The organism is Rufibacter sp. XAAS-G3-1 (genome assembly GCF_013623775.1).
Lineage (GTDB): Bacteria > Bacteroidota > Bacteroidia > Cytophagales > Hymenobacteraceae > Nibribacter.
The window spans coordinates 107,476-126,799 of sequence record NZ_JABFAM010000005.1 but is presented as its reverse complement, the minus strand read 5'-3'; the positions used below and the strand labels follow the sequence as shown (position 1 = coordinate 126,799).

Genomic DNA, 19,324 nt, shown 5'->3' with positions numbered 1-19,324 from the left:
CTAGGGTAAGTGCTAAGTAGAAAATGTGCTCCTGTGCAATTTATTCGGCATGCCGCACAAATACTACTGCTTGTTAGCTAAGATTCTGTTTTTAGGCTAGTTTTTGGAAACGGTGTACAAATCGTCGGCCCAGTTGAAGCGGTCACTGGGCGAGAACGCCCACGGCGCGCCGTTGTTCTCAATGTTGTTGAACATGGTGTTCAAAGACGCCGGCGCCGCCGATTCTTCCAGCACCAGAAAGCGGCGCAGGTCTATGATGGTAGACAGTTGGTTGATGTTCACCGGGCAAGACTCTACGCAGGCGTTGCAGGTGGTGCAGGCCCACAGCTCCTCTGGCGTCACGTAGCCGCGCAGCAAGGTGCGTTCCTCCGTGGCCTTCACGCGCTCTGATTCCTCGGTGTACTTAGCCGGGTCAAAGATGAGCGGCGACTCGCCTTTCTCCTCCATCCGGTCACGGGTATCCATCACAATCTTGCGGGGCGACAATAATTTTCCGGTGAGGTTGGCCGGACATACGCTGGTGCACCGGCCGCACTCGGTACAGGTGTAGGAATCCAGCAGTTGTTTCCAGGTGAGGTCTTCCACGTCTTTGGCCCCAAACTTCTGCGGATCGGTTCCCTCGGGGGCAGGCGGCACCACGTAGCTGGGGTCCAGCATGGCTTTGATCTCGTGCGTAATGCTTTCCACATTGCTGAACTGGCCCTTCGGCTCCAGTTTAGTGTAGTACACATTGGGGAAAGACGTGATGATATGGAAGTGCTTGGAACTGGGCAGGTAGTTCATGAAGGCCAGAATGCCCACAATGTGCACCCACCAGCCAATACCGGCAATGACAGTTAAGGTACTCACGTCGCTCCCGAACAGGTTCACCAAGGGGCCGCTTACCGGAAAAACTCCCGGCAGCGTGTGTCCGCCTAGTTGCGCCAGTTTCTGGTCTGCGATGTTGAAGGCGAACAAGGCCAGCATGAGCACAATCTCGGTGACCAGAATCACGGTAGCGTCTAACTTCGGCCAGGCCCGCATCTCGGCCCCACGGGTAAGGCGCGGCACTTTGGTCACGTACCGGCGGGCCAGGAAAATAACGCAGGCCACAATCACCAGCAGTCCCAAGACTTCATTGATGGCCATGAGCACACTGTATACGGGCCCCAGAACACCCAGCACCCGGTGCGTCCCGAAGATCCCGTCAATCAGAATTTCAATGACCTCCACGTTAATGACCAGGAAACCCACGTACACAAACAGGTGGAGCACGGCAGGCAAAGGCCGCTTAAACATTTTTTGCTGGCCAAACGCCACCAGTAAAAGAGTCTTGATTCGCTCAGAAACGTCACCAGATATCTTCTTGTCACGCCCCATGTTAATGTTGCGGGTTATCTTACGGATCTGCCACACAAACAGACCGATACCTAGCGCCGCCACAATCAAAAAGAGTATATTACTGATCACAGAAAGGAAATTTAGTCATGGAAACTGCTTGTACTACGAACGAATTTAACAAAGTATTCTGAAAAGGGCATAAAAGATTTTTTTGCCTTAAGTTTTGCAAATCCGCGCAGGCTCCTTACATTTGCATACTTTTTAACCAGAACGGCAGCGAAACGCCTCCGGAACGGTTTCCAGAAAGGTGCTGGTGATGTAGCTCAGTCGGTAGAGCAAAGGACTGAAAATCCTTGTGTCGTTGGTTCGATTCCAATCATCACCACCAGCAGAAAAGAGAATCCCGCTTCAGAAATGGAGCGGGATTTTTGTTTTTGGGCTGTTTTGGGGAAAAGAGGGCAGAAACGGAAAGGTTTTGTTTAGACTTGACGTGCGCTCTTCTTGCAATCTAGCAACGTATCTTATTGGGGTGTATATTTGGATGAGGCTTTACTTCTTAGTTTAGCCCTGTTTTCGAAAAAATCGCTGTAAAACGAATGCTATCATCTGGGAACAGTTATTGTAAAAAGACAGATTATCCTTTACTTTCCGGCTGAACATAAAAGCTGCCATGCCTGCTCCCCCGGATCCGTTGAAGTTCTACCTCCACAAATTCACCCGTTTGCGCCAAGGCGGCACCAAGTACGGCCCGGCCCCACACAAACCGGTGTTGCTACTTAGCCTGATAGACCTGTTTGAGAAAGGTGAAGTACGGGAAAACAAGATTTTCATCACGGCAGAACTGGTAGGCATTTTTAAAGAGAACTTCGCGCTCCTGGTGACCACTGGCCACAACCCAGATTTCTATCTGCCCTTTTACCATTTAGGCAAGGAGGGTTTCTGGTTCGTGAAGACCTGGCCAGGCAAGGAAGTATATTCGGCCATCAAAAGCTTTAGTGTGCTGAATGGCTTGGTAGAGTATGCGTATCTCGCCGAGGATCTCTACCCGCTCCTGCTGGCTCCAGACACCCGCAATATCCTGCGAAACACCTTGCTTGCCCGTTACTTCCCCACCATTGCGCAAAGTTACCAGCATGGCAAAGAGAAAGGAGGTTATCTCCATGACTTGGAGAATTATATCTTGAATGAAAGTGCGGCCACCTATACAATTACCCAAGTTGCACCTGATGAAGAACAGCAGTTTGTGAGAGGCGGCTTATTTAAGAAACTGGTGCCGCAAGTTTACAACTTTACCTGCTGTATTACCGGCATGCGCCTCATCTCTACCCACGGCTTCTCTATGGTAGACGCCTGCCATATTGTGCCTTTCAGCCGAAGCAACGATGACCGTGTAACCAATGGGCTCGCCTTGTGCCCCAATCTGCACCGCGCTTTTGACCGGGGTTTGATTACAGTAGACCGTCAGTTGAAAGTAGTGGTTTCGCCCACCATTGCCGAAGATGAGGAGAATGCCTATGCTTTGAAGAAGTTGGAAGGGAAACGGCTGAACTTACCTTTTGGAGCGATCCATTACCCGAGCGTGGAGAATTTGACTTGGCACCGGGAGATGGTGTTTAAGGGATGAACCTTTCATTATTATGGTATTCAAGCAAGCTCCTATCTGGCAAGAATTTAGAGGGCAGGATTATTTTCTCTTTATCATACTTTAGAAAATAGTCTTCCTTGGCAATAGCAATTTCTTTTCCCTTAAGAGTAGAGGATATCTTAACAGTGTAATCAGGAGTAATTGTTAGAAGACCAGCTTCAAATGCTTTATCATGCAAGGCATTTATGGCTAATCCGTTTCTAGGATTCAGCCGATTCTTCTCATCAATTCCCCACGGCCTTATATGTCCAGCTATTAGCAGAGAGGGAATTTGTATGCCGGTAATACAGCAAGTAGAATTATATGCCGCAAGAACAGTACGCCTGAAAAAAGCTTGGTTTACCCGCACTTTGACAATCTGTTCTCTCACCTTCCCCTCTTTCGGAAGCTCGGCTTCATCAATCTGATAGACCTCCTCTACTGTTGAATGATCAAACTTCGCCCTAACCTTTTCACTCTCATAAGGCAGTTCATCCCAGTTCTGATTAAATTGATTCCAAATCTCCCTGTCCAACTTGCTTGTGTTCTGAGCCCCTTTGATACCTCTCTTTTGGAGACTTGGGTCTAAGCTCGCGAAGTTTACCAGCTTGAAAGCAACAGAATTGCTAGTTCTGCCAATCAAGTGTGCTAACTGAATTACTTCTGGGTTATTTCTATGAAGTTTTCCGAAGGGTAATTTACAGTACAGATTGATTGCCAAAATTAGTTCTTCCCTAGTCCAAAGACTTTGGCCTTGCTTCATATATCAAGAAATAAGATCAGCCGTAGACAAATAACTACTCAAATACTTTCAGCATTCTTCCCAAAAACAACCCCTAAAACACCTTACAACAGCAACGTATCTACCCTATGCGCGTGTACCATCATCTCGCAGGGAGACCAGCTGAAGATGGTGAAGCGGCCGTCTTGGGAGGCGACCAAGGCAGTGGCGTCGCGTTGGTCGTGGACAAACTGGGCGGCGGAGAGGTGCCGGGTGCCGCCGTTGTTGCTGGGGTGAATGATAAGGGCCTCGTTTCCCAGAACGGGCTCGGTGACTACTATCTGCTCTACGGGTTGGTTTCCATAGGCCCGCACAATCTTGGTGCCGAAGGCCAGGACTTCATGCTGGTCATTGATGACGGTGGCCCCGTCAATGGCGGTAAGACCGGCTACGCCGTCAATTTCCCGGCGCAGGGCACCTTGCCAGATACTGCGGTTGCGGTCTTCCTTTTCCTGCCGCATCAAATCGGCTAGGGCAGAGAACGCCGGCGAAAGGGCGTATTGCATGGGTTTTACGATAGATTCCTGCCAGGTTTCTGAGCCGGTAGGTACTACCAGCAGCGTGCCGCCATTTCCGTGCGCGCGCATAGAGACGGCTAGCTGCACCAAGATATTGACCGAGTCGTTCCAGGTAGACGGGTTAGTGAACCCCAGCAGAGACGTTAGCACCTCGGGGCAATCAGGCAGGCTGTCGCTGTGCTCATCAATGATCTTGATCACGTCTCCTTTCAGCACCGCTACGTTCGCGAACTTGCCAAACCCATGGAACCGCCTATGCTTTACCACCAGCAAACCCGGCTCAGAAACATCCAACACAAAGCAAAAGCTGAGGATTTCGCGGGTGGTGCCCCAGATGTACAGGTCGCCTTTCTCAAACCACACGCCCAGGTGAATGCCTGCCCGTTCTACGCCCGGCCCCAACTTGGTGAGGTTGTAGGCGGTAAGCGGAAGCCGCTGGGCAAATAAAAGTGGTTTACCGGCTTGTTCAGGCGGCAAGAAAGCGAGGGAGATTCTGGGAGACTGTCCTTCTTCTTTTCTCAGGCTCGCCCAGAAAGCCACGTCAATCAACGCTTCTATGATCTTTACGGACGGGATGGGGGCCAGATTTAACTCGCCGTGCTGGCGGGCTTCGGCCTGTTGCTGGGCAAAATGGATTTCTATAGCAGGCGCTACGGTTCTGGCCGCAGCGTAGGTGGTCTTTCGGATCATGTAATCAGCTGTGATTCTTAAAGGAAATCTGGGTAGCGGCTTTACTGATTTCTCTCCTCCCCAATGTGCGACATCACAAGGCTGTGCTCTTTTAGAGCATGTTTACACGTTGCCTTCTGTGCTGCAAACGGCCCTAGAGGGAACCTGCGTTCGCGCTTTTATCGCCTTCGCAGCACCGCCACGAGGCTCAAAAACAGGTTTCCGCAGAACCTTAACCGGCCGTTTTCACTTACGAAGCCAAAATTCAAACAAGCTCTTACGAGGAGGAGAGTTTCCGCTGATCTCAGATTCTAACTTACATTAAGTTTGCCTGTGTACAAGCCCCCGGCACAAATTGTTTCACCAGCTGCGTACAGACAGCACCAGCCACTCCTCCGCTCTACTGGGCAACGCTCTGCGTTCTGCCGCCGCAGGAAACCAGTTGTTTTTAGCCTGGTTTCCTGAAAACAGCCCCAAAACACCTCAGAGCTTGTTTAAATTTGAGGTTTGCTGGCTCAACTAACCAGAGAAAGGTTCTGCAGAAGCGTTTTTGGAGCCGCGCTACGGTGCGACGCAACCGCGAATGCAGGTTCTTTTTATGGTCATTTGCAGCGCAAAGATGAAATTTAAACAAGCTCTTAACGGCGCATACAACTTCACCGGTTGGGTCATGCTTCCGGAACCAGGTACGCCTCCATCCAGATCAGAAGTCTGGTACGGCAAGCCGAGGCACGACCATTCAAAGAATTACAGCCTTTGCTGGAAACCCATTTACAGGCGGTGCGCGTGTATAGAGTAGGAAGACTATGTGGTAGGGAGAACCCCGTAAGGTACGTGGCTGGGATTAAAAACGGTACTGATAGAAACCTGGGTTAGCTGTTTTCGCGCAGCAGTTCCTGCACCAGCTTGTCCATGGAGGTGGTCTTTAGGTAAGGCTCCAGTTGCTCCTGTGAGGTGAACGTCCTGATCATGCCAATACTGCCGCAATGCTCCAGAAGCCAGACCTCGGCGTAGAATGTGCCCATGAAATATAAGCTGATGTGGCACCACCCTTTCAGGCGGGCATGTAGGTACCTACCCGTGGTTTGCACATAATTGATCTGATCTGTCAGGGGCAATTGGCTGAACTCCTTCACTTTTATTTCCATCTCTGCATGGGCCTTTTTGTACTCTCTTACGCTCTAAAAGACTGCTTTAGTGCTTAAGGTACGGTTTTTTTATTTTGATCCGGTGCCGGAAGTGCGCAAATTTCTCCCTGTTTCTTCGCCCTGCACCCGGTACTATTCCTGGTAATGCTGTTATCTTCTGTCGCTTAGGAACGCAATCCCCGTCCTTGTTTCACTTCGTTCTGAGATTTTATCCATAAGAAACAGGCAGCCTTCCCGGCAACTGAGATAGCAGATTCACCTCTACAACGATGGTCTTTTTCACTTGGTTTGCCCGTCGTTTTATTATCTAATCTTCTTCTTTCCTGGGTACTATTTTAAGCCTGTTTTTCTTAAAATAGCCTAAAAACAGCAACTCTCGCCCGCGTCCCGCGAGTGTGAACTACATGCGGCGTCTCGCCGCTACACAATTTATTAAAAAATACCCCACCTCGGCCAGAGGCCCAAGGTAAGTAGCAGGACAAATCAGAATGCTCATTTTGTTATCTTGGAGAGATCTTGTGGGCTAACTAGCAAAGCTTTGGTTGGACGGTACTACCGCTCGCCCCCGAGATCCTTTCAGGAGGACAAGGAGAAGAAAAGGTAGACTTATTTCTGTTCACTTACTTAGCTCACCCTCGCGGGACGCGGGCGAGTGAAACCATTCCCTTTCCAAGGCTGCCGTAAAACGAAAGAAAACGTGGCACGGAGAGATGGCCGGGCACTACGGCTGGCACTGGTATTGCATCTCTTCGGCGGCCAGGACAAACCCCAGTTTGGCGGCTTTCGCCAGTAGCGCGCACGCTTTTTTCGCCTGTCCCTGCGATTGCCTGATCTTGGCCTGCAGGTAAAAGGCCTTGGCGTTGGCCGAGTCTTGCCGCAGTGCCCGCTCTGTGTCTTCCCAGGCGCTGGCTATCTCCTGCATTCTGAAATACGCGAAAGAACGGTACAGCATTGCTTCTGTGGCAAGGCCCGCTGAATCTGGGGCGTTTTGCAGAAAACGGCTTAAATCTGCTTCGGCGGCGGGCCAGTCATCTTCCAGTTGCAGGTGCACAATGCCTCTGTTCAGGTAAGCCTCTGTGTGGGTGGTGTCTAAGGCAAGGGCTTTGTTCAGATCCCGAAGGGCTTTCTGGTATTCCTTTGTTTGCAGGTAGCCTTTTCCGCGGGCGGCGTACCAGGCGGCGCGTGGCTTTTCGTTTTCCTCCAACACGGCAGAATAATCTTCAATGGCTCCGGTGGGGTTGTTCAGGTACGTAAGCCGCAGGGCCGCGCGCCGCAGCCGGGCCTCTTGCAGGGTTGGTTTGTAGTCAATAGCGGCAGAATAGGCTGCATCGGCTTGTTTCCAAAGGCGCCGCTTTTCGGCTTCCCGCGCCTGCTCCATGGCGCGGCCAGAGGCTATCTGGTTCCAGCCAATATTCACGCCTATGATCAGGAGCACCGTCAAGACCACGGTACCTAGTATAATCTGAAGATCGCGGGAAGAGAAGTGGGTGTGCTGCTTGGGGCGTTGGCGGTAATGGCGCTCCTTAAAACCGGCCGGGTTCCGGGTGTAGGTGTCCAGGGGAGAGGCGTAGGTCTGGGTTTGCCGCCGGTGCCGTTCAAACTGCTGCTGCAGGTCAAAGGCGGCGCGGCGGCGCGGGTTGGAAAGCACCTGGTAGGCATCGTTCACCTGCTTGAAGCGGTCTTCTGCGTGGGCGTTGCCCGGATTCTTATCGGGGTGGAATTTCAGGGCCAGGCGCTTGTAGGCCGCTTTGATCTCGGCGGCGGAGGCGTTGGAGGAGACTCCTAAAGTATGGTAGTAGTTCTTGCTCAAAGATGCGGGGGGGCTAAGCTGTCTGCAAAAGTACGAGATAGCCTTGCCGCGTGGGTACGTCTTGCCTTGTTTTTGCCTTCTTTTCTTTAAACCGGCCTTAAAACGGCAACAGGTATCTTATCCTTTTTTTTATCCGTAAGAAGTCTTATTCCGTATGAAAATCTGAGAAAGTAAATTCTGGAATATTTTCCTTGGATGTTCCGTATATCTACCAGGCACCCTCAACTTGAAAACACATGGCTACCGAAGACAAAAGCAAAAGTGACAGCATCATAGCAAACCTGATGGGGTACATAGATACCCGCATTGACCTGGTCAAACTTGATCTCCAAACTAAGCTGAAAAGTATCTTTGTAAGCACCATCCACGGGGTGTTGCTGGGGGTGGTGGGCTTGTTGATGCTGCTGTTCCTCAACATCTTTCTGGCCATGTGGCTGAACGACCTTCTGGACAGCCGTTTCTGGGGCTTCGGGATAGTCACTCTTTTTTACCTTATCTTGCTCGTCATTTTACTGGTGGGGCTAGACAAGAAGGTGTTTCAGGGCATGGCCGACAAGGCGTTCCGGAATACCATTTACAAGACCGATGAATCTGATCAAACCATCTAACTATATTTGCTGCCATGAGCGAACTAACCAATCCGCTTTTTGATGACCCAAGGGAGTTTCTGGAACGCCAAAAAGAAGAATATAAAAATGCCTTACTCAGCGATGTCACTGACCTGAAAGACCAGGGTCAGCAAATAGGGAAAAGCGTGGCCATTGCCGGCGGCGTGTTGGCGGGTATCTATCTTCTCAGCAGGGCCTTTGGCCGAGGCAAAGAAGACAAGCCCAAAAAGAAAAAGAAAGGCAGCCGCCTGGAGAACCCGGCCCGTTTCAAAGGCGCCGAAGACCGCGACTGGATTTCTACTATTCCAGACGTAGAGGATGATGAGCCGCTCTACAGTGCCATTGAACGCACCTACCCATCGGTGTACCACCCCGCCACCGGCACGGTGGCCGCCGCGTACAGCCGGGTCAAAAACAAAAAACGCAAACCAGAAACTTCTGGGCTCAAAGCGTTTTTCCAATCAGATTTATTTAAGATATTGGAGCAGCAGTTGGCGGCTTTGGCCATGGTGTACCTCACCAAACTGGTGGAACAGCATCTGCAGAGTTCTGCCACCGCCCCGCACCCTAACCCAACGCAACCGCTTTTAGTGGAGAACACCACTGACCGCTACCAGTTACCGCCTGACGATCTCACGAATGCCCAACCGCCTCAATCACAGCCTCTTTCCGGCTTCTAGCACCCAGGACATCGCCAACCGCCCCAAACGATTGGCGGTGCTCCTGGATCCTGACCACCTCACCGTAGCCCGTTGCCAGGAGATTCTAGCCCTGAGCCACCGGCATGAGGTGGATTTCTTTTTCATGGGGGGCAGCCTGATCTCCAACCCAGACCAGGCCTCTTTTGTAGGCTACATCAAGCAGCACAGCTCCATCCCGGTCATTCTGTTTCCCAGCAGCGGCCTGTACATAGACGCCCAGGCCGACGGCATGCTGCTGCTCTCCCTTATCTCGGGCCGCAACCCAGACCTGCTCATTGGTCAGCACGTGGCGGCGGCTCCTTTGTTGAAAAGCAGCGGCCTGTCGCTTTACCCTACCGGCTACATGCTGGTGGACTCGGGTCGTCAGACCACGGCCTCTTACATGAGCGGCACCACGCCTCTTCCGCATGACAAACCCTCTATTGCCGCCTGCACCGCCTTGGCCGGCCAGATGCTGGGCTTGCAGTACATGTATTTAGACGGCGGCAGCGGGGCCATGTACCCCGTGAGTGCCGCCATGATCCAAGCGGTGCGCCAAGCTGTTTCTGTGCCCATTCTGGTGGGCGGCGGCGTAAACACCCCTGAGAAAGCCGAAGCCGCCTGGAAAGCCGGGGCCGATATTCTGGTAGTAGGCAACCACATTGAGAAAAGCCCCCAGTTTATCTCAGAGGTAAGCGAGGTGAAGCAGCGGTTCAATATGGTGTTGCCGCAGGAGTAACGGCCGGCGCGCCCTTTCGCTTGCTATTGAGGAATCTTAGGGTTATCTTTGGTAATTACCATAAAGAACACCGTGCCGTCTTTCAGTAAAATACGAACTACTATCATCAAGCCTTTTATTGGTTTGGTAGCAGCGTCGCATCATGCCTCCCAGCATGATGACCTGAACGGCTATTGCCTTTGCTTTTTTACCGCCCCCAAAGCTTTTAACAGCTAAGCCGGGAACTCCGGCCCACGCCAGCGTTGCCCTCAGGCGCAAAAAACCTGAAACTACTCACGTAGCAGTTTCAGGTTTTTTGCGCCTGAGGGCAGTTCCATTCTATACCGCCCGCTTTTAACCAGATTCCAGCATAACCCTCGCCTTGCGGAGGTTATCTGCACGCGTGCGGCATCAGAAGCCATGGGGCTCATCTAACCAGAAAACTTAAATTCTATTCCTATGAATTCAATCCTTTTAACCGAGAAAGACTATGAGCGCCTGCACCTGCTCGTGCAGGCCCAACGTACCGCCGGCGCACCTGCCAACATAGAAAACCTGTGCAAAGAACTGCGTACGGCCAGAATTATTCCGCCCGAAGAGGTGCCGGTAGATGTAGTGACCATGAACTCACTGGTACGCCTGCGCGAAAAGAAAAGCAACACCGTGCTGGAACTCACCATTGCCTACCCCAAGAACGCAGACCTGGCCACCCGCAAAATCTCTGTCCTGTCGCCGGTGGGCAGCGCCATCTTAGGGCGGCAGGTAGGCCAGGAAGTGGCATGCCCCACCCCCAGCGGTCTGCTCACCTACCAGGTAGAGGAGGTCATGTACCAACCAGAGGCCGCCGGCGATTGGTCTCTCTGAAAGCCTGCGCGGCCATCTGTTTCCCCGGCTCTACCCCCATCCGTATCCGCCCTGTTGCCCCCGTTTCTGTTTTTGGCTTGGTTCTTGAGAAAACCTCCAAAACCAGAAACAGGTGGTTTTAGGGCAAAGGCAACCCTCGCTGCCGCATGGACGGCAGCCCTTGCGGTTTGCCTTCTATTTTCAATGTGTCATTTAAACGTAGTGTTATGAGATCAGAACTTGTGAATGCTTTTGGCAACGTGTACCTCACCATTTCCTTAGACCATGAGAACCAATGGATTCAGGCCAGCTGGCAAGGCTATTCCACTCCAGAGATGGTGCGATCTGGCATGGAGGCCTACACCGAAGCCCTGGAAAAGGCCGATTACAACGCCATGCTCATAGACACCCGTGACATGGTGGGCTCCTGGAGCCACTCCCTGGACTGGACATTGGAGGAATGGTCGCCGCAGGCTGCCAAGGCCGGTTTGCAGTACTATGCGTTGGTGGTTAAACCAGAAACCTTTGCGGAGGCCACCGCCGATGCCTTCTACGCCAATGTTCAGTCTTTTGAGGCGGAAGTGTTCGCAGACCTGGCCACCGCCCGGGCATGGCTCCGCAGGAGCCGCCTCCAGCGGAAAGAAACCAGAGACTATCTTAGTATTTAACCTTCCGCCGGCGAGGGGAACCCCGCTGCTGCGTTTTAGGTCTGTTTTGCGGAAAACAGACCTAAAACGGCATTGGTCGAGACGCTCGCAGGAACTGCGCACACTACCAAGCCTTTGGAACAGGCGGCACCGCGGAAGCTGACAGCTAGAAAGTAAACTGGCGCGAGACTTTAGTCTCACGCCACGGGATGAAGCGAGTCTCCAGACTCGCCGAGAACCACTAGCAGGAGCGCGGAATTTCAGTTATAGGAAGTAGCTGAAGGTAAGCCCCCTAGCACCTTCTCCTTTCAACAGCCTGGAAGCTCTTTTGCTTCATGGTTACCACCACCCGCAACCCCCTAATCTCATCTTGCAGGGGAAAAAACAGCCGCTTGTACCCTTGGCTTATCCCCCACAAGCCAAAGTAGGGGAAGGACAGCTTAACCCGCTTTTCTCCCGTCCTCGGGGGACAGGCCGAGGAAATGGGTTGGTGCGTTTCAGGTTCGTTTTCCGCAAAACAGGCCCAAAACGCGCAAAACACCATCCCCGCTCTTACGGAGGGGAACTCCGCAGCAGGCAGGTTAGGCCCGAACAGCGACATTAGCAAAAGTTTCCCTACAAGATGAGCTTCCTAATGTAGGAGGAGAGCTTCTGTTCTGCCCTTCAGCTTGTGTTGGCGCGCGGTTAGAAACGGAGCTGGCGCAGACGCTCGCAGGTCTAAAGACGCTACGAGGTCTTTTAAGTGGGAGTTATTGTGTTAGTATCAGCAATACGTGGATCAGCAGGTGTAAACATCCCCCTTCGCCCCCTTCAAAGGGGGAGTATCTGCTGTAGAAGGGTAACGTGTTCTAAAGGAGATTTAGGGAAAACAGGCTTGAAACGGAATTGGCAGAGACACTTGCAGGTCTGAAGACACTGCAAGGTGTTGTGAGTTGGCGGTATTGCGGTGGGAAGCAAAACATACAAACGCGAGCACCACCGCAATCTGCTGGAGCAGGTTGGCGGTATTGCGGTGGAGTGCCAAATCCCACCCCTACCCTTCCGAGGAGGGGAATACGGCTTTACAGGGGAATAAGACAAATACCATTAATAGCCGCTCAACAACTGCACTTGCTACTTCCCCAGTTCCAGTCTTCCCCGAGCGCGCCTCGCTTTTGGCCCTGGACAGACTTCTACTAAGTGGAACAGACTCCTCAGGCCGAAAGGGCAGTGCGAGAGGGGAAGACGGGGCCCCACGGCCGTGAGCGCTTAGCGGAAACTATAAAACAATACAGCACTTGCACCCACGAAACAAACGGACATGCCGAGGGAACAGCATATTCTGTGCACCTGCTCATACCCACGCAAAAGTGGACAAGCCAAAGGAACAGCAAAAGGTGTTGCTAATCTCCTCAAAGAAACTAATGCGCAGAAAGGAAACATTAGGGGCATCAATTTGACCAATGGCAATCTAAAAAGGGGCGCAAAACCAAGATTGCCCTCCATTAACTTTTTACCCACACTCCCCACAAACCCAACAATAACTGGTAGCTACCTACCATAAGACGAATCGTATAAGGCTTTGCTTTGGAGCTCTTTTCCCAAAAACACCCTTTAAACAGAAAAGCCCGCTTTTGGCGGGCTTTTCCTTCATGCACACATATGAGATCACTACACGTTCATAGAAGACTCACGGCGGCGCATTTTACCGGCCGGAATCCCGAACATCATCTTAAAGCGACGGCAGAAGTAAGCGGTGTCTTTGTAGCCCACATCTTTTCCAATCTCCCTGATGCTTTTCTTGGTAGTGCGCAGCAAGAACACGGCCCGCTCCATGCGCTGGTATTCAATGTAATCCTGCGGGTTGATCCCGGTCAGCATCTTGAAGTACTGGCCTACATAGTCTTCAGACACGTTGGCCACGTTGCTGAGTACTTTGTTGGACAAATCGCCGCCCAGGTTCTCTTTGATGTAGTTGAACAGGTCAATGAGGCGTGGGTCTTTGAAGTAGGTGCTGTTGGTGGCCAACTGCTCCACAAACATCTTGTTCTTTAAGATATAGCGGATCAACTCCACCACCATCTGCTCGGTGTAGAGGCTGATGATGCGCTCCTTGCCTGGCAATTCCTGCATGCTCTCCTCTACAATCTTAATCACCAGGGTGGCCAACTTGTTGCTGGTAATCACAAACGCAGGCACTTCCAGGGAAGTGAAGAAGTTCACAGAGTCAAATACCTTGGCCTCAAAGCTTACAAAGCTGTGGCTGTCATCGGCTTCGCCGATGAGGTCAAGATCATTGTTGCTTTTGAAGAACTTATCTTTGGTGGTGATGTAGTCATCATTGGAGATAACCCTACTCTCGGTATCGCCATAATAAAGCTTGGTACTCCGTCCGCCCGGAATAAAGAGCAATTGCCCTTCTTCCGCTACTTGTTTATCATCTCCGAAAGCGACAATGCCGTTGTGCACTAAGATCAGGTTGTTTCCAACGTCATAGTAGTTACGCACCGTGAGCGGCTGCTGTAACATCAGGTTTTTAGACTTGATGTAGCGCACTTTCAGGGATTCAATTATCTTATTGTAATCTTCCATGTAGGGGCACTTATTAAAAGGTTTTAATTTATGTTGATTTTTTAAGTTGTCTGTCGCCTTAAAATTAGTACTAATCTTTTAAGTTATCAAACAGAAAAGTTCTATATTTATAAACAGACAAATACTATATACTAAAAATTCCCCTTCTAACGTTGTTAAACCAATTTCTTATTTCAGTATTTCCCTAGAGATTACTATTTTCTGAATCTCTGAGGTTCCCTCATAAATTTGCGTGATTTTGGCATCGCGCATGAGGCGCTCTACATGGTATTCTTTCACAAACCCGTACCCACCATGGATCTGAACGGCTTCTACGGTGGTGTCCATGGCTACTTTGGAGGCAAATACTTTGGCCATGGCCCCAGATTTGGAGTAGTCGCGGTGGGCATCTTTGTCGGCGGCGGCTTGCAGGCAGAGCAGACGGGCCGCGTCAATGTTGGTGGCCATGTCGGCCAGTTTGAATTGGATGGACTGGTGCTGCGAGATAGGCACGCCAAACGCTTTGCGCTCTTTTGAATACTTCAAGGCCAGCTCATACGCTCCTGAGGCAATGCCCAAGGCCTGCGAGGCAATCCCGATACGGCCGCCGTTCAAGGTAGACATGGCAAACTTAAACCCGAACCCGTCTTCGCCAATGCGGTTTTCCTTGGGCACCTTCACGTCGGTGAACATCAAGGAGTGGGTGTCTGACCCTCTAATGCCCAGTTTGTTTTCCTTAGGCCCAATCTCAAAGCCCGGCATTCCTTTCTCCACAATCAAGGCATTGATGCCTTTGTGGCGCAATTCTGGGTGGGTCTGCGCAATGACCAGGTACACGCTTGCCGTGCTGCCGTTGGTGATCCAGTTCTTGGTGCCGTTGAGCAGGTAATGGTCGCCCATGTCTACGGCAGTGGTGCGCTGCATGGTGGCGTCTGAACCTGCTTCCGGCTCAGACAGACAGAAGGCGCCAATGATTTCGCCGGTTGCCAGGCGCGGCAAGTACTTTTGCTTTTGCTCTTCGTTTCCGTATTTTTCCAGCCCCCAACAAACAAGGGAGTTATTCACGGACATAACCACTGAGGCCGAAGCGTCTACTTTGGAGATTTCTTCCATGGCCAGCACGTAAGAAACAGTATCCATGCCGCCGCCGCCGTACTTAGGGTCTACCATCATGCCCAGGAAACCCAGTTGGCCCATCATTTTGATTTGCTCCGCAGGGAATTTCTGGTGCTCGTCCCGCTCAATAACTCCTGGCAACAGTTCTGTCTGGGCAAAGTCCCGGGCAGCTTCCTGCACGGCTAAATGTTCTTCCGTTAAGTTAAAGTCCATATAATGCGTTAAGTATGAGTACTTGTGGTGTGTTGAATAGTAAACAAAATTAATCAAAATATAGTATGCAAGCAGCCTACTTATTTTAACCTCCTAACAAAACTAACAAATGTTAGCTTTTATACATGCTTCTTTCTTGCCCGCTTAGAAACAGAACTCATCTAAATGAACCTGATTGGTGTTTCCACCAACTGGCTTATAAAGGAATGCGTCCGCTTACGCCACCGTTTTCGGGCTACTTTTAGGGAAACAGGCTTAAAACAGGAAATTTACCCGTACCCTGGCTTAAGCATGTGCTTGCACCGGCGTTTCTGGGCTGCTTTTATGAAAACAGGCCTAAAACGCTAAACAGCTTCAATAAAAAAGAGGAAGGCATCTGCCCTCCTCTCTTACCTATAACTGACTTAAAAGTTTTTAGTCTCTACGCCCCATCAATAGGGAAGCATAGTACAGCAACGTAGCCAGTGAGCCAATAGCGGCCACTACGTACGTCATGGCGGCCCATTTCAAGGCGTCTTTGGCCATGCCGTGCTCCTGGGTTGTCACTACGCCGCGGGTATCCATCCAGGCCAAGGCGCGTTTGCTGGCATCAAACTCCACCGGCAGCGTGATAAAGCTGAAGAGCGTGGTTAAGGCGAACATGGCCACCCCAATCGCCAACGGAATAGGAGTAGATTGAATCAAGATCACCCCTAATAACAGAATCCACTGCATGTACCGGCTGGCGATGCTCAACGCGGGCACCATGGCAGAGCGGAACTTCAGGAAGGTGTAGGCTTTGGCGTGCTGCACGGCGTGCCCGCACTCGTGGGCTGCCACTGCCGCCGCCGCCGCGCTCCGGCTTTCGTACACACTCTCACTTAGGTTCACCGTTTTATCTGCCGGATTGTAGTGGTCGGTCAACCGGCCCGGCGTGGAAATAACGCGTACATCCGTAATCCCATTGTCGGCAAGCATCATCTCCGCCACCTCACGGCCGCTTAACCCAGATCTTAGCCCCAGTTTGGAGTATTTCTCAAACTTACTCTTCAACGTCCAGCTGACCAGTGCCGAGGCCAGCATCATTGCAATCATTATAATCCAAATACCGCCCATTTCTTTCTCTCTTTTAAGGTTAACACTTATTGGCTTTCCAATATCTTACTTACTACCTGTGAAGTAGAATACCCCTTCACCAGCGGAATTGTTTTTACGGCTCCGCCCCTGGCCAGTACAATCTCATGCCCTACTATATTCTCCAGGGCATAATCATCGCCCTTCACTAATATGTCTGGCTGTACTGCCTTAATCAATTCCAGCGGCGTTTCCTGCTCAAACAATACTACTGCATCTGTAAACCAAAAGGATGCCATTACCCTTATACGTGACATTTCGTCCTGCAATGGCCTGGAAGACCCCTTTAATTTACTGACAGATTGGTCAGTGTTGAGCCCAACTACCAATTTGTCTCCTAAAAGCCGCGCCCGCTCCAGATAATCTACGTGCCCCATGTGCACAATGTCAAAGCAGCCGTTGGTGAACACAATCTTCTGGCCCTGGGCTCGCCACTCCTCCACGGCAGACAAAAGCTGGGGAAGGGAGACGATTTTCTCTTGCGAAGGAAGCATAGCAGGATTTGGTTATATTACGAGTAATGGAAGACAAGCCCCGTTAGACACAACGAAGAAGCCAGGTTTCTGTTTCTGGGCTGATATAAGAAAAACAGGCTGGAAACAGCCTAGGCGATTTGGCGGGCCGGTTGTTTCTTCGCCTGGGCCAGACTGGCCACCAGACTGATGCCGCCCATGGCCACCACCAACAGAGCGCCGGTGGTATGCGTGACCAAAGCATAGGCCATTCCTTTGTCTAGGGGCACGGCATACAGCAGAAGCGCCGTTCTCACCAGGATATGGTACACCCCAATGCCCCCCTGCACCGGGGCCGACATGCCCAACCCGCCTACCACCAGAATGGCCATTCCGGCTTGCCAGGAAAGCCCCTCTGTGCCCGGCAGCGCGAAAAAAGCCAGGTAGCTGCCCAAATAATAGGTGACCCAAATGAAGAGGGTATGCAAAATGAACGCACCTTTCTGCTCCATCTTGCCTATGCTGAAAATACCCTGCCAGATGCCCCGCACAAAACCGCTTACTTTCTTGAAGAAAGCGTTTTGCTTCAGCCTGGAGATATTCTTGTAGATGTACCAAACCATGATGGTAGTACCCACTAGCGCCACCGCACCTAACAGATACAACGTCTGCAGGTTCTGCTGCAGGACAGTGAATTTCTCAGAGAAAATCCCCAGGAACAGATCTTTCACGCGCTCAAACTCCAGCAATAGCGTAAAACCCATGCACAGGAGGAGCATCACCAGATCAATGACCCGTTCGGTAATAACCGTTCCCAGAGAAACATTCACCGGCACATCTGCCGAGCGCTTCAACAACGTGCACCTGATCACCTCCCCGGCCCGGGGCAACACGATGTTGGCCAGGTAGCCTACCATCAAGGCATGATACGTCTGCTGCGTGTCTGGCTTAAACCCCAGTGGAATGTACTGCATGCGCCAGCGCATGGCCCGGCTCACGTAACCCGCTACTGAAAGAAGCAAGGTGATCACTATCCAGGTATAGTTGGCCTGGGCAAGCTCGGCCTTGACGGCGGTAAAGTTGATACTGCGCAAGGCATAGGCCATCAAGAAAACCGAAACCGCTAACAGGAGCAGGTACTTGAGTACGTTTAGGGTTTTCTTCATGCCGGGCGAAGCTTATACAAGCCGGTTGTGCTGGTCTGGGAAAATGACAGTTGGTTCGTGGCTGCGGGCATCTGCGAAATTGATGAGGGCGTAGGAAATAATGATAATGATATCACCTACCTGCACCCTGCGGGCTGCCGGGCCATTCAGGCAGATCATGCCACTGCCCCGCTCCCCTTTTATAATGTAGGTTTCAAACCGCTCGCCATTATTCACATTCACAATGGTTACCTTCTCATGGGGAACCATGTTGGCCGCATCCATCAGATCCTCGTCTATGGTAATGCTTCCCACATAATGCAACTCGGCCTGCGTTACCTTGGCCCGGTGTATCTTGGATTTAAGAACTTCAATCTGCATCAAAACAATCTAAAAAACGCACAAAGTTAGAGATTATTTATGATACAAGCAGGCAGGTACGTTCCTTTTGAAGCAACCGTCACTTTACAGCAAAAGATTATCAATCAGGCGTACCTCGCCCAGAAAAGCGGCTAGGCAAATCGCCACAGGAACATCCGCCGCAATCTCATGCAGTGGTTGTAGCGTCTGCGCGTGCACCACCTCCAGGTATTCTAGCTTGATTTGGGGAAAACGGCCCAGAAACGCCTCGGCTTCCCGTTTGGCTTCAGAGACAGACAGGGTCTGTAGTTGGGTGCGCAGCAATTGCAGGGCTTGGTGGAGCTGCGGGGCCGCTTCCCGCTGCTCTGTTGTGAGGCGCCGGTTGCGGGAAGACATGGCCAAGCCGTCTTCTTCCCTGATGATAGGAAAACACACCAATTCCAGGTCAAAACTCAGATCCAGCACCAATTGTTGGATAATGGCGAACTGCTGCAAATCTTTCTGCCCGAAAAACGCCTGGTGCGGTTTTACCAGATGGAACAACTTGCTCACCACCATGGCTACCCCGTTGAAATGGCCCGGACGGTGCGCGCCTTCCATCACTTGCTCCAGCTCGCCAAAATCAAAGGAAAGCTTGGACTTGTGCTGGTACATCTCCTCGGCTAAAGGAGAGAATAAGACATCGCACCCTTCCTGGGCCAGCATCTGGGCGTCTTTCTCGGGCAGCCGGGGGTACAGGCGGTAATCCTCCTGGTTATTGAACTGCGTGGGGTTCACAAACACACTGCAGACAATGATATCGTTCTGGCTTTTGGCCGCTCTTATCAAAGACAGATGGCCTTCGTGCAGCGCACCCATGGTAGGCACAAAGCCAATGCGTTGGCCCTGCCGGCGAAGCTGTTCTGTGTGCCGCCGAATATCAGATAAAGAAGAAAGATGCAACATGGGGGCTGCCCGGTTTAAGATTGTGTAGCCAAAAACGCCAAAGGTATCATTTAATTCAAATAAA

Annotated in this window: 20 protein-coding genes and 1 tRNA gene; 9 read left to right on the top strand and 12 right to left on the bottom strand. The window is 51.5% G+C overall.

Features of this window, described 5'->3' with window-relative positions:
• Positions 1-96: 96 nt before the first annotated feature.
• Positions 97-1,449, bottom strand: coding sequence for a (Fe-S)-binding protein (locus tag HHO50_RS04865; protein WP_181304883.1), 1,353 nt, complete (start codon positions 1,447-1,449; stop codon positions 97-99).
• 183 nt (positions 1,450-1,632) lie between these two features.
• Between HHO50_RS04865 and HHO50_RS04860 the strand changes: the two genes are divergently transcribed.
• Together HHO50_RS04860 and HHO50_RS04855 are read left to right on the top strand one after the other, a co-directional pair.
• Positions 1,633-1,708, top strand: a tRNA-Phe gene (locus HHO50_RS04860).
• 282 nt (positions 1,709-1,990) lie between these two features.
• Positions 1,991-2,944, top strand: coding sequence for an HNH endonuclease (locus HHO50_RS04855; RefSeq protein ID WP_181304882.1), 954 nt, complete (start codon positions 1,991-1,993; stop codon positions 2,942-2,944).
• On the opposite strand, the gene HHO50_RS04850 is transcribed toward HHO50_RS04855, so the two are convergent.
• Positions 2,934-3,707 (bottom strand): HNH endonuclease, encoded by a 774-nt coding sequence (locus tag HHO50_RS04850; protein ID WP_181304881.1) that lies wholly within the window; start codon positions 3,705-3,707, stop codon positions 2,934-2,936. The two genes, HHO50_RS04855 and HHO50_RS04850, sit on opposite strands and share 11 nt — an antisense overlap.
• Positions 3,708-3,790: 83 nt before the next feature.
• Positions 3,791-4,933 carry a putative sensor domain DACNV-containing protein gene (locus tag HHO50_RS04845; RefSeq protein ID WP_181304880.1) on the bottom strand — a complete coding sequence of 381 codons (1,143 nt, stop codon included), beginning with the start codon at positions 4,931-4,933 and terminating at the stop codon, positions 3,791-3,793.
• A 642-nt stretch (positions 4,934-5,575) separates the two neighbouring features.
• Between HHO50_RS04845 and HHO50_RS04840 the strand changes: the two genes are divergently transcribed.
• Positions 5,576-5,788 carry a hypothetical protein gene (locus HHO50_RS04840; protein ID WP_181304879.1) on the top strand — a complete coding sequence of 71 codons (213 nt, stop codon included), beginning with the start codon at positions 5,576-5,578 and terminating at the stop codon, positions 5,786-5,788.
• Here the strand turns inward: HHO50_RS04840 and HHO50_RS04835 are convergent.
• Positions 5,785-6,060, bottom strand: coding sequence for a hypothetical protein (locus HHO50_RS04835; protein WP_181304878.1), 276 nt, complete (start codon positions 6,058-6,060; stop codon positions 5,785-5,787). The two genes, HHO50_RS04840 and HHO50_RS04835, sit on opposite strands and share 4 nt — an antisense overlap.
• A 721-nt stretch (positions 6,061-6,781) precedes the next feature.
• Positions 6,782-7,870, bottom strand: a complete 1,089-nt coding sequence (locus tag HHO50_RS04830) for a tetratricopeptide repeat protein (protein ID WP_181304877.1) — start codon at positions 7,868-7,870, stop codon at positions 6,782-6,784.
• 236 nt (positions 7,871-8,106) lie between these two features.
• Here HHO50_RS04830 and HHO50_RS04825 point away from each other — a divergent pair, with 236 nt between their 5' ends.
• From HHO50_RS04825 to HHO50_RS04800, 6 genes are all read left to right on the top strand, one after another.
• Positions 8,107-8,478: a phage holin family protein gene (locus HHO50_RS04825; protein WP_181304876.1), complete on the top strand. Its 372-nt coding sequence runs from the start codon at positions 8,107-8,109 to the stop codon at positions 8,476-8,478.
• Positions 8,479-8,492: 14 nt separating this feature from the next.
• Entirely contained in the window at positions 8,493-9,158 is a 666-nt protein-coding gene (locus HHO50_RS04820; RefSeq protein WP_181304875.1) for a hypothetical protein, read from the top strand.
• Positions 9,118-9,897 (top strand): geranylgeranylglyceryl/heptaprenylglyceryl phosphate synthase, encoded by a 780-nt coding sequence (locus tag HHO50_RS04815; RefSeq protein WP_181304874.1) that lies wholly within the window; start codon positions 9,118-9,120, stop codon positions 9,895-9,897. Before HHO50_RS04820 ends, HHO50_RS04815 begins: the two co-directional genes overlap by 41 nt.
• Positions 9,898-9,945: 48 nt before the next feature.
• Positions 9,946-10,113, top strand: a complete 168-nt coding sequence (locus tag HHO50_RS04810; protein WP_181304873.1) for a hypothetical protein — start codon at positions 9,946-9,948, stop codon at positions 10,111-10,113.
• A 222-nt stretch (positions 10,114-10,335) separates the two neighbouring features.
• Complete coding sequence (gene rnk / locus HHO50_RS04805; protein ID WP_181304872.1) at positions 10,336-10,740, top strand: nucleoside diphosphate kinase regulator; 405 nt, start codon at positions 10,336-10,338, stop codon at positions 10,738-10,740.
• Positions 10,741-10,946: 206 nt separating this feature from the next.
• Positions 10,947-11,387, top strand: coding sequence for an STAS/SEC14 domain-containing protein (locus HHO50_RS04800; RefSeq protein WP_181304871.1), 441 nt, complete (start codon positions 10,947-10,949; stop codon positions 11,385-11,387).
• 1,629 nt (positions 11,388-13,016) lie between these two features.
• Here the strand turns inward: HHO50_RS04800 and HHO50_RS04795 are convergent.
• The 7 genes from HHO50_RS04795 to panC form a co-directional block, all read right to left on the bottom strand.
• The gene (locus HHO50_RS04795) at positions 13,017-13,937 is read right to left on the bottom strand and encodes an AraC family transcriptional regulator (RefSeq protein WP_181304870.1); all 921 of its coding nucleotides are present in this window, start codon (positions 13,935-13,937) and stop codon (positions 13,017-13,019) included.
• Between the two features lie 168 nt (positions 13,938-14,105).
• On the bottom strand, positions 14,106-15,245 hold the full coding sequence (locus HHO50_RS04790; protein ID WP_181304869.1) for an acyl-CoA dehydrogenase: 1,140 nt from the start codon (positions 15,243-15,245) through the stop codon (positions 14,106-14,108).
• A gap of 414 nt (positions 15,246-15,659) precedes the next feature.
• Positions 15,660-16,340 (bottom strand): zinc metallopeptidase, encoded by a 681-nt coding sequence (locus HHO50_RS04785; protein WP_255478605.1) that lies wholly within the window; start codon positions 16,338-16,340, stop codon positions 15,660-15,662.
• Positions 16,341-16,366: 26 nt separating this feature from the next.
• Entirely contained in the window at positions 16,367-16,852 is a 486-nt protein-coding gene (gene rfaE2 / locus HHO50_RS04780) for a D-glycero-beta-D-manno-heptose 1-phosphate adenylyltransferase (RefSeq protein ID WP_181304868.1), read from the bottom strand.
• A gap of 110 nt (positions 16,853-16,962) precedes the next feature.
• Positions 16,963-17,976 carry a lysylphosphatidylglycerol synthase transmembrane domain-containing protein gene (locus tag HHO50_RS04775; protein WP_181304867.1) on the bottom strand — a complete coding sequence of 338 codons (1,014 nt, stop codon included), beginning with the start codon at positions 17,974-17,976 and terminating at the stop codon, positions 16,963-16,965.
• 12 nt (positions 17,977-17,988) lie between these two features.
• Entirely contained in the window at positions 17,989-18,336 is a 348-nt protein-coding gene (panD, locus tag HHO50_RS04770) for an aspartate 1-decarboxylase (protein ID WP_181304866.1), read from the bottom strand.
• Between the two features lie 84 nt (positions 18,337-18,420).
• Complete coding sequence (gene panC / locus HHO50_RS04765; RefSeq protein WP_181304865.1) at positions 18,421-19,260, bottom strand: pantoate--beta-alanine ligase; 840 nt, start codon at positions 19,258-19,260, stop codon at positions 18,421-18,423.
• Positions 19,261-19,324: the final 64 nt, after the last annotated feature.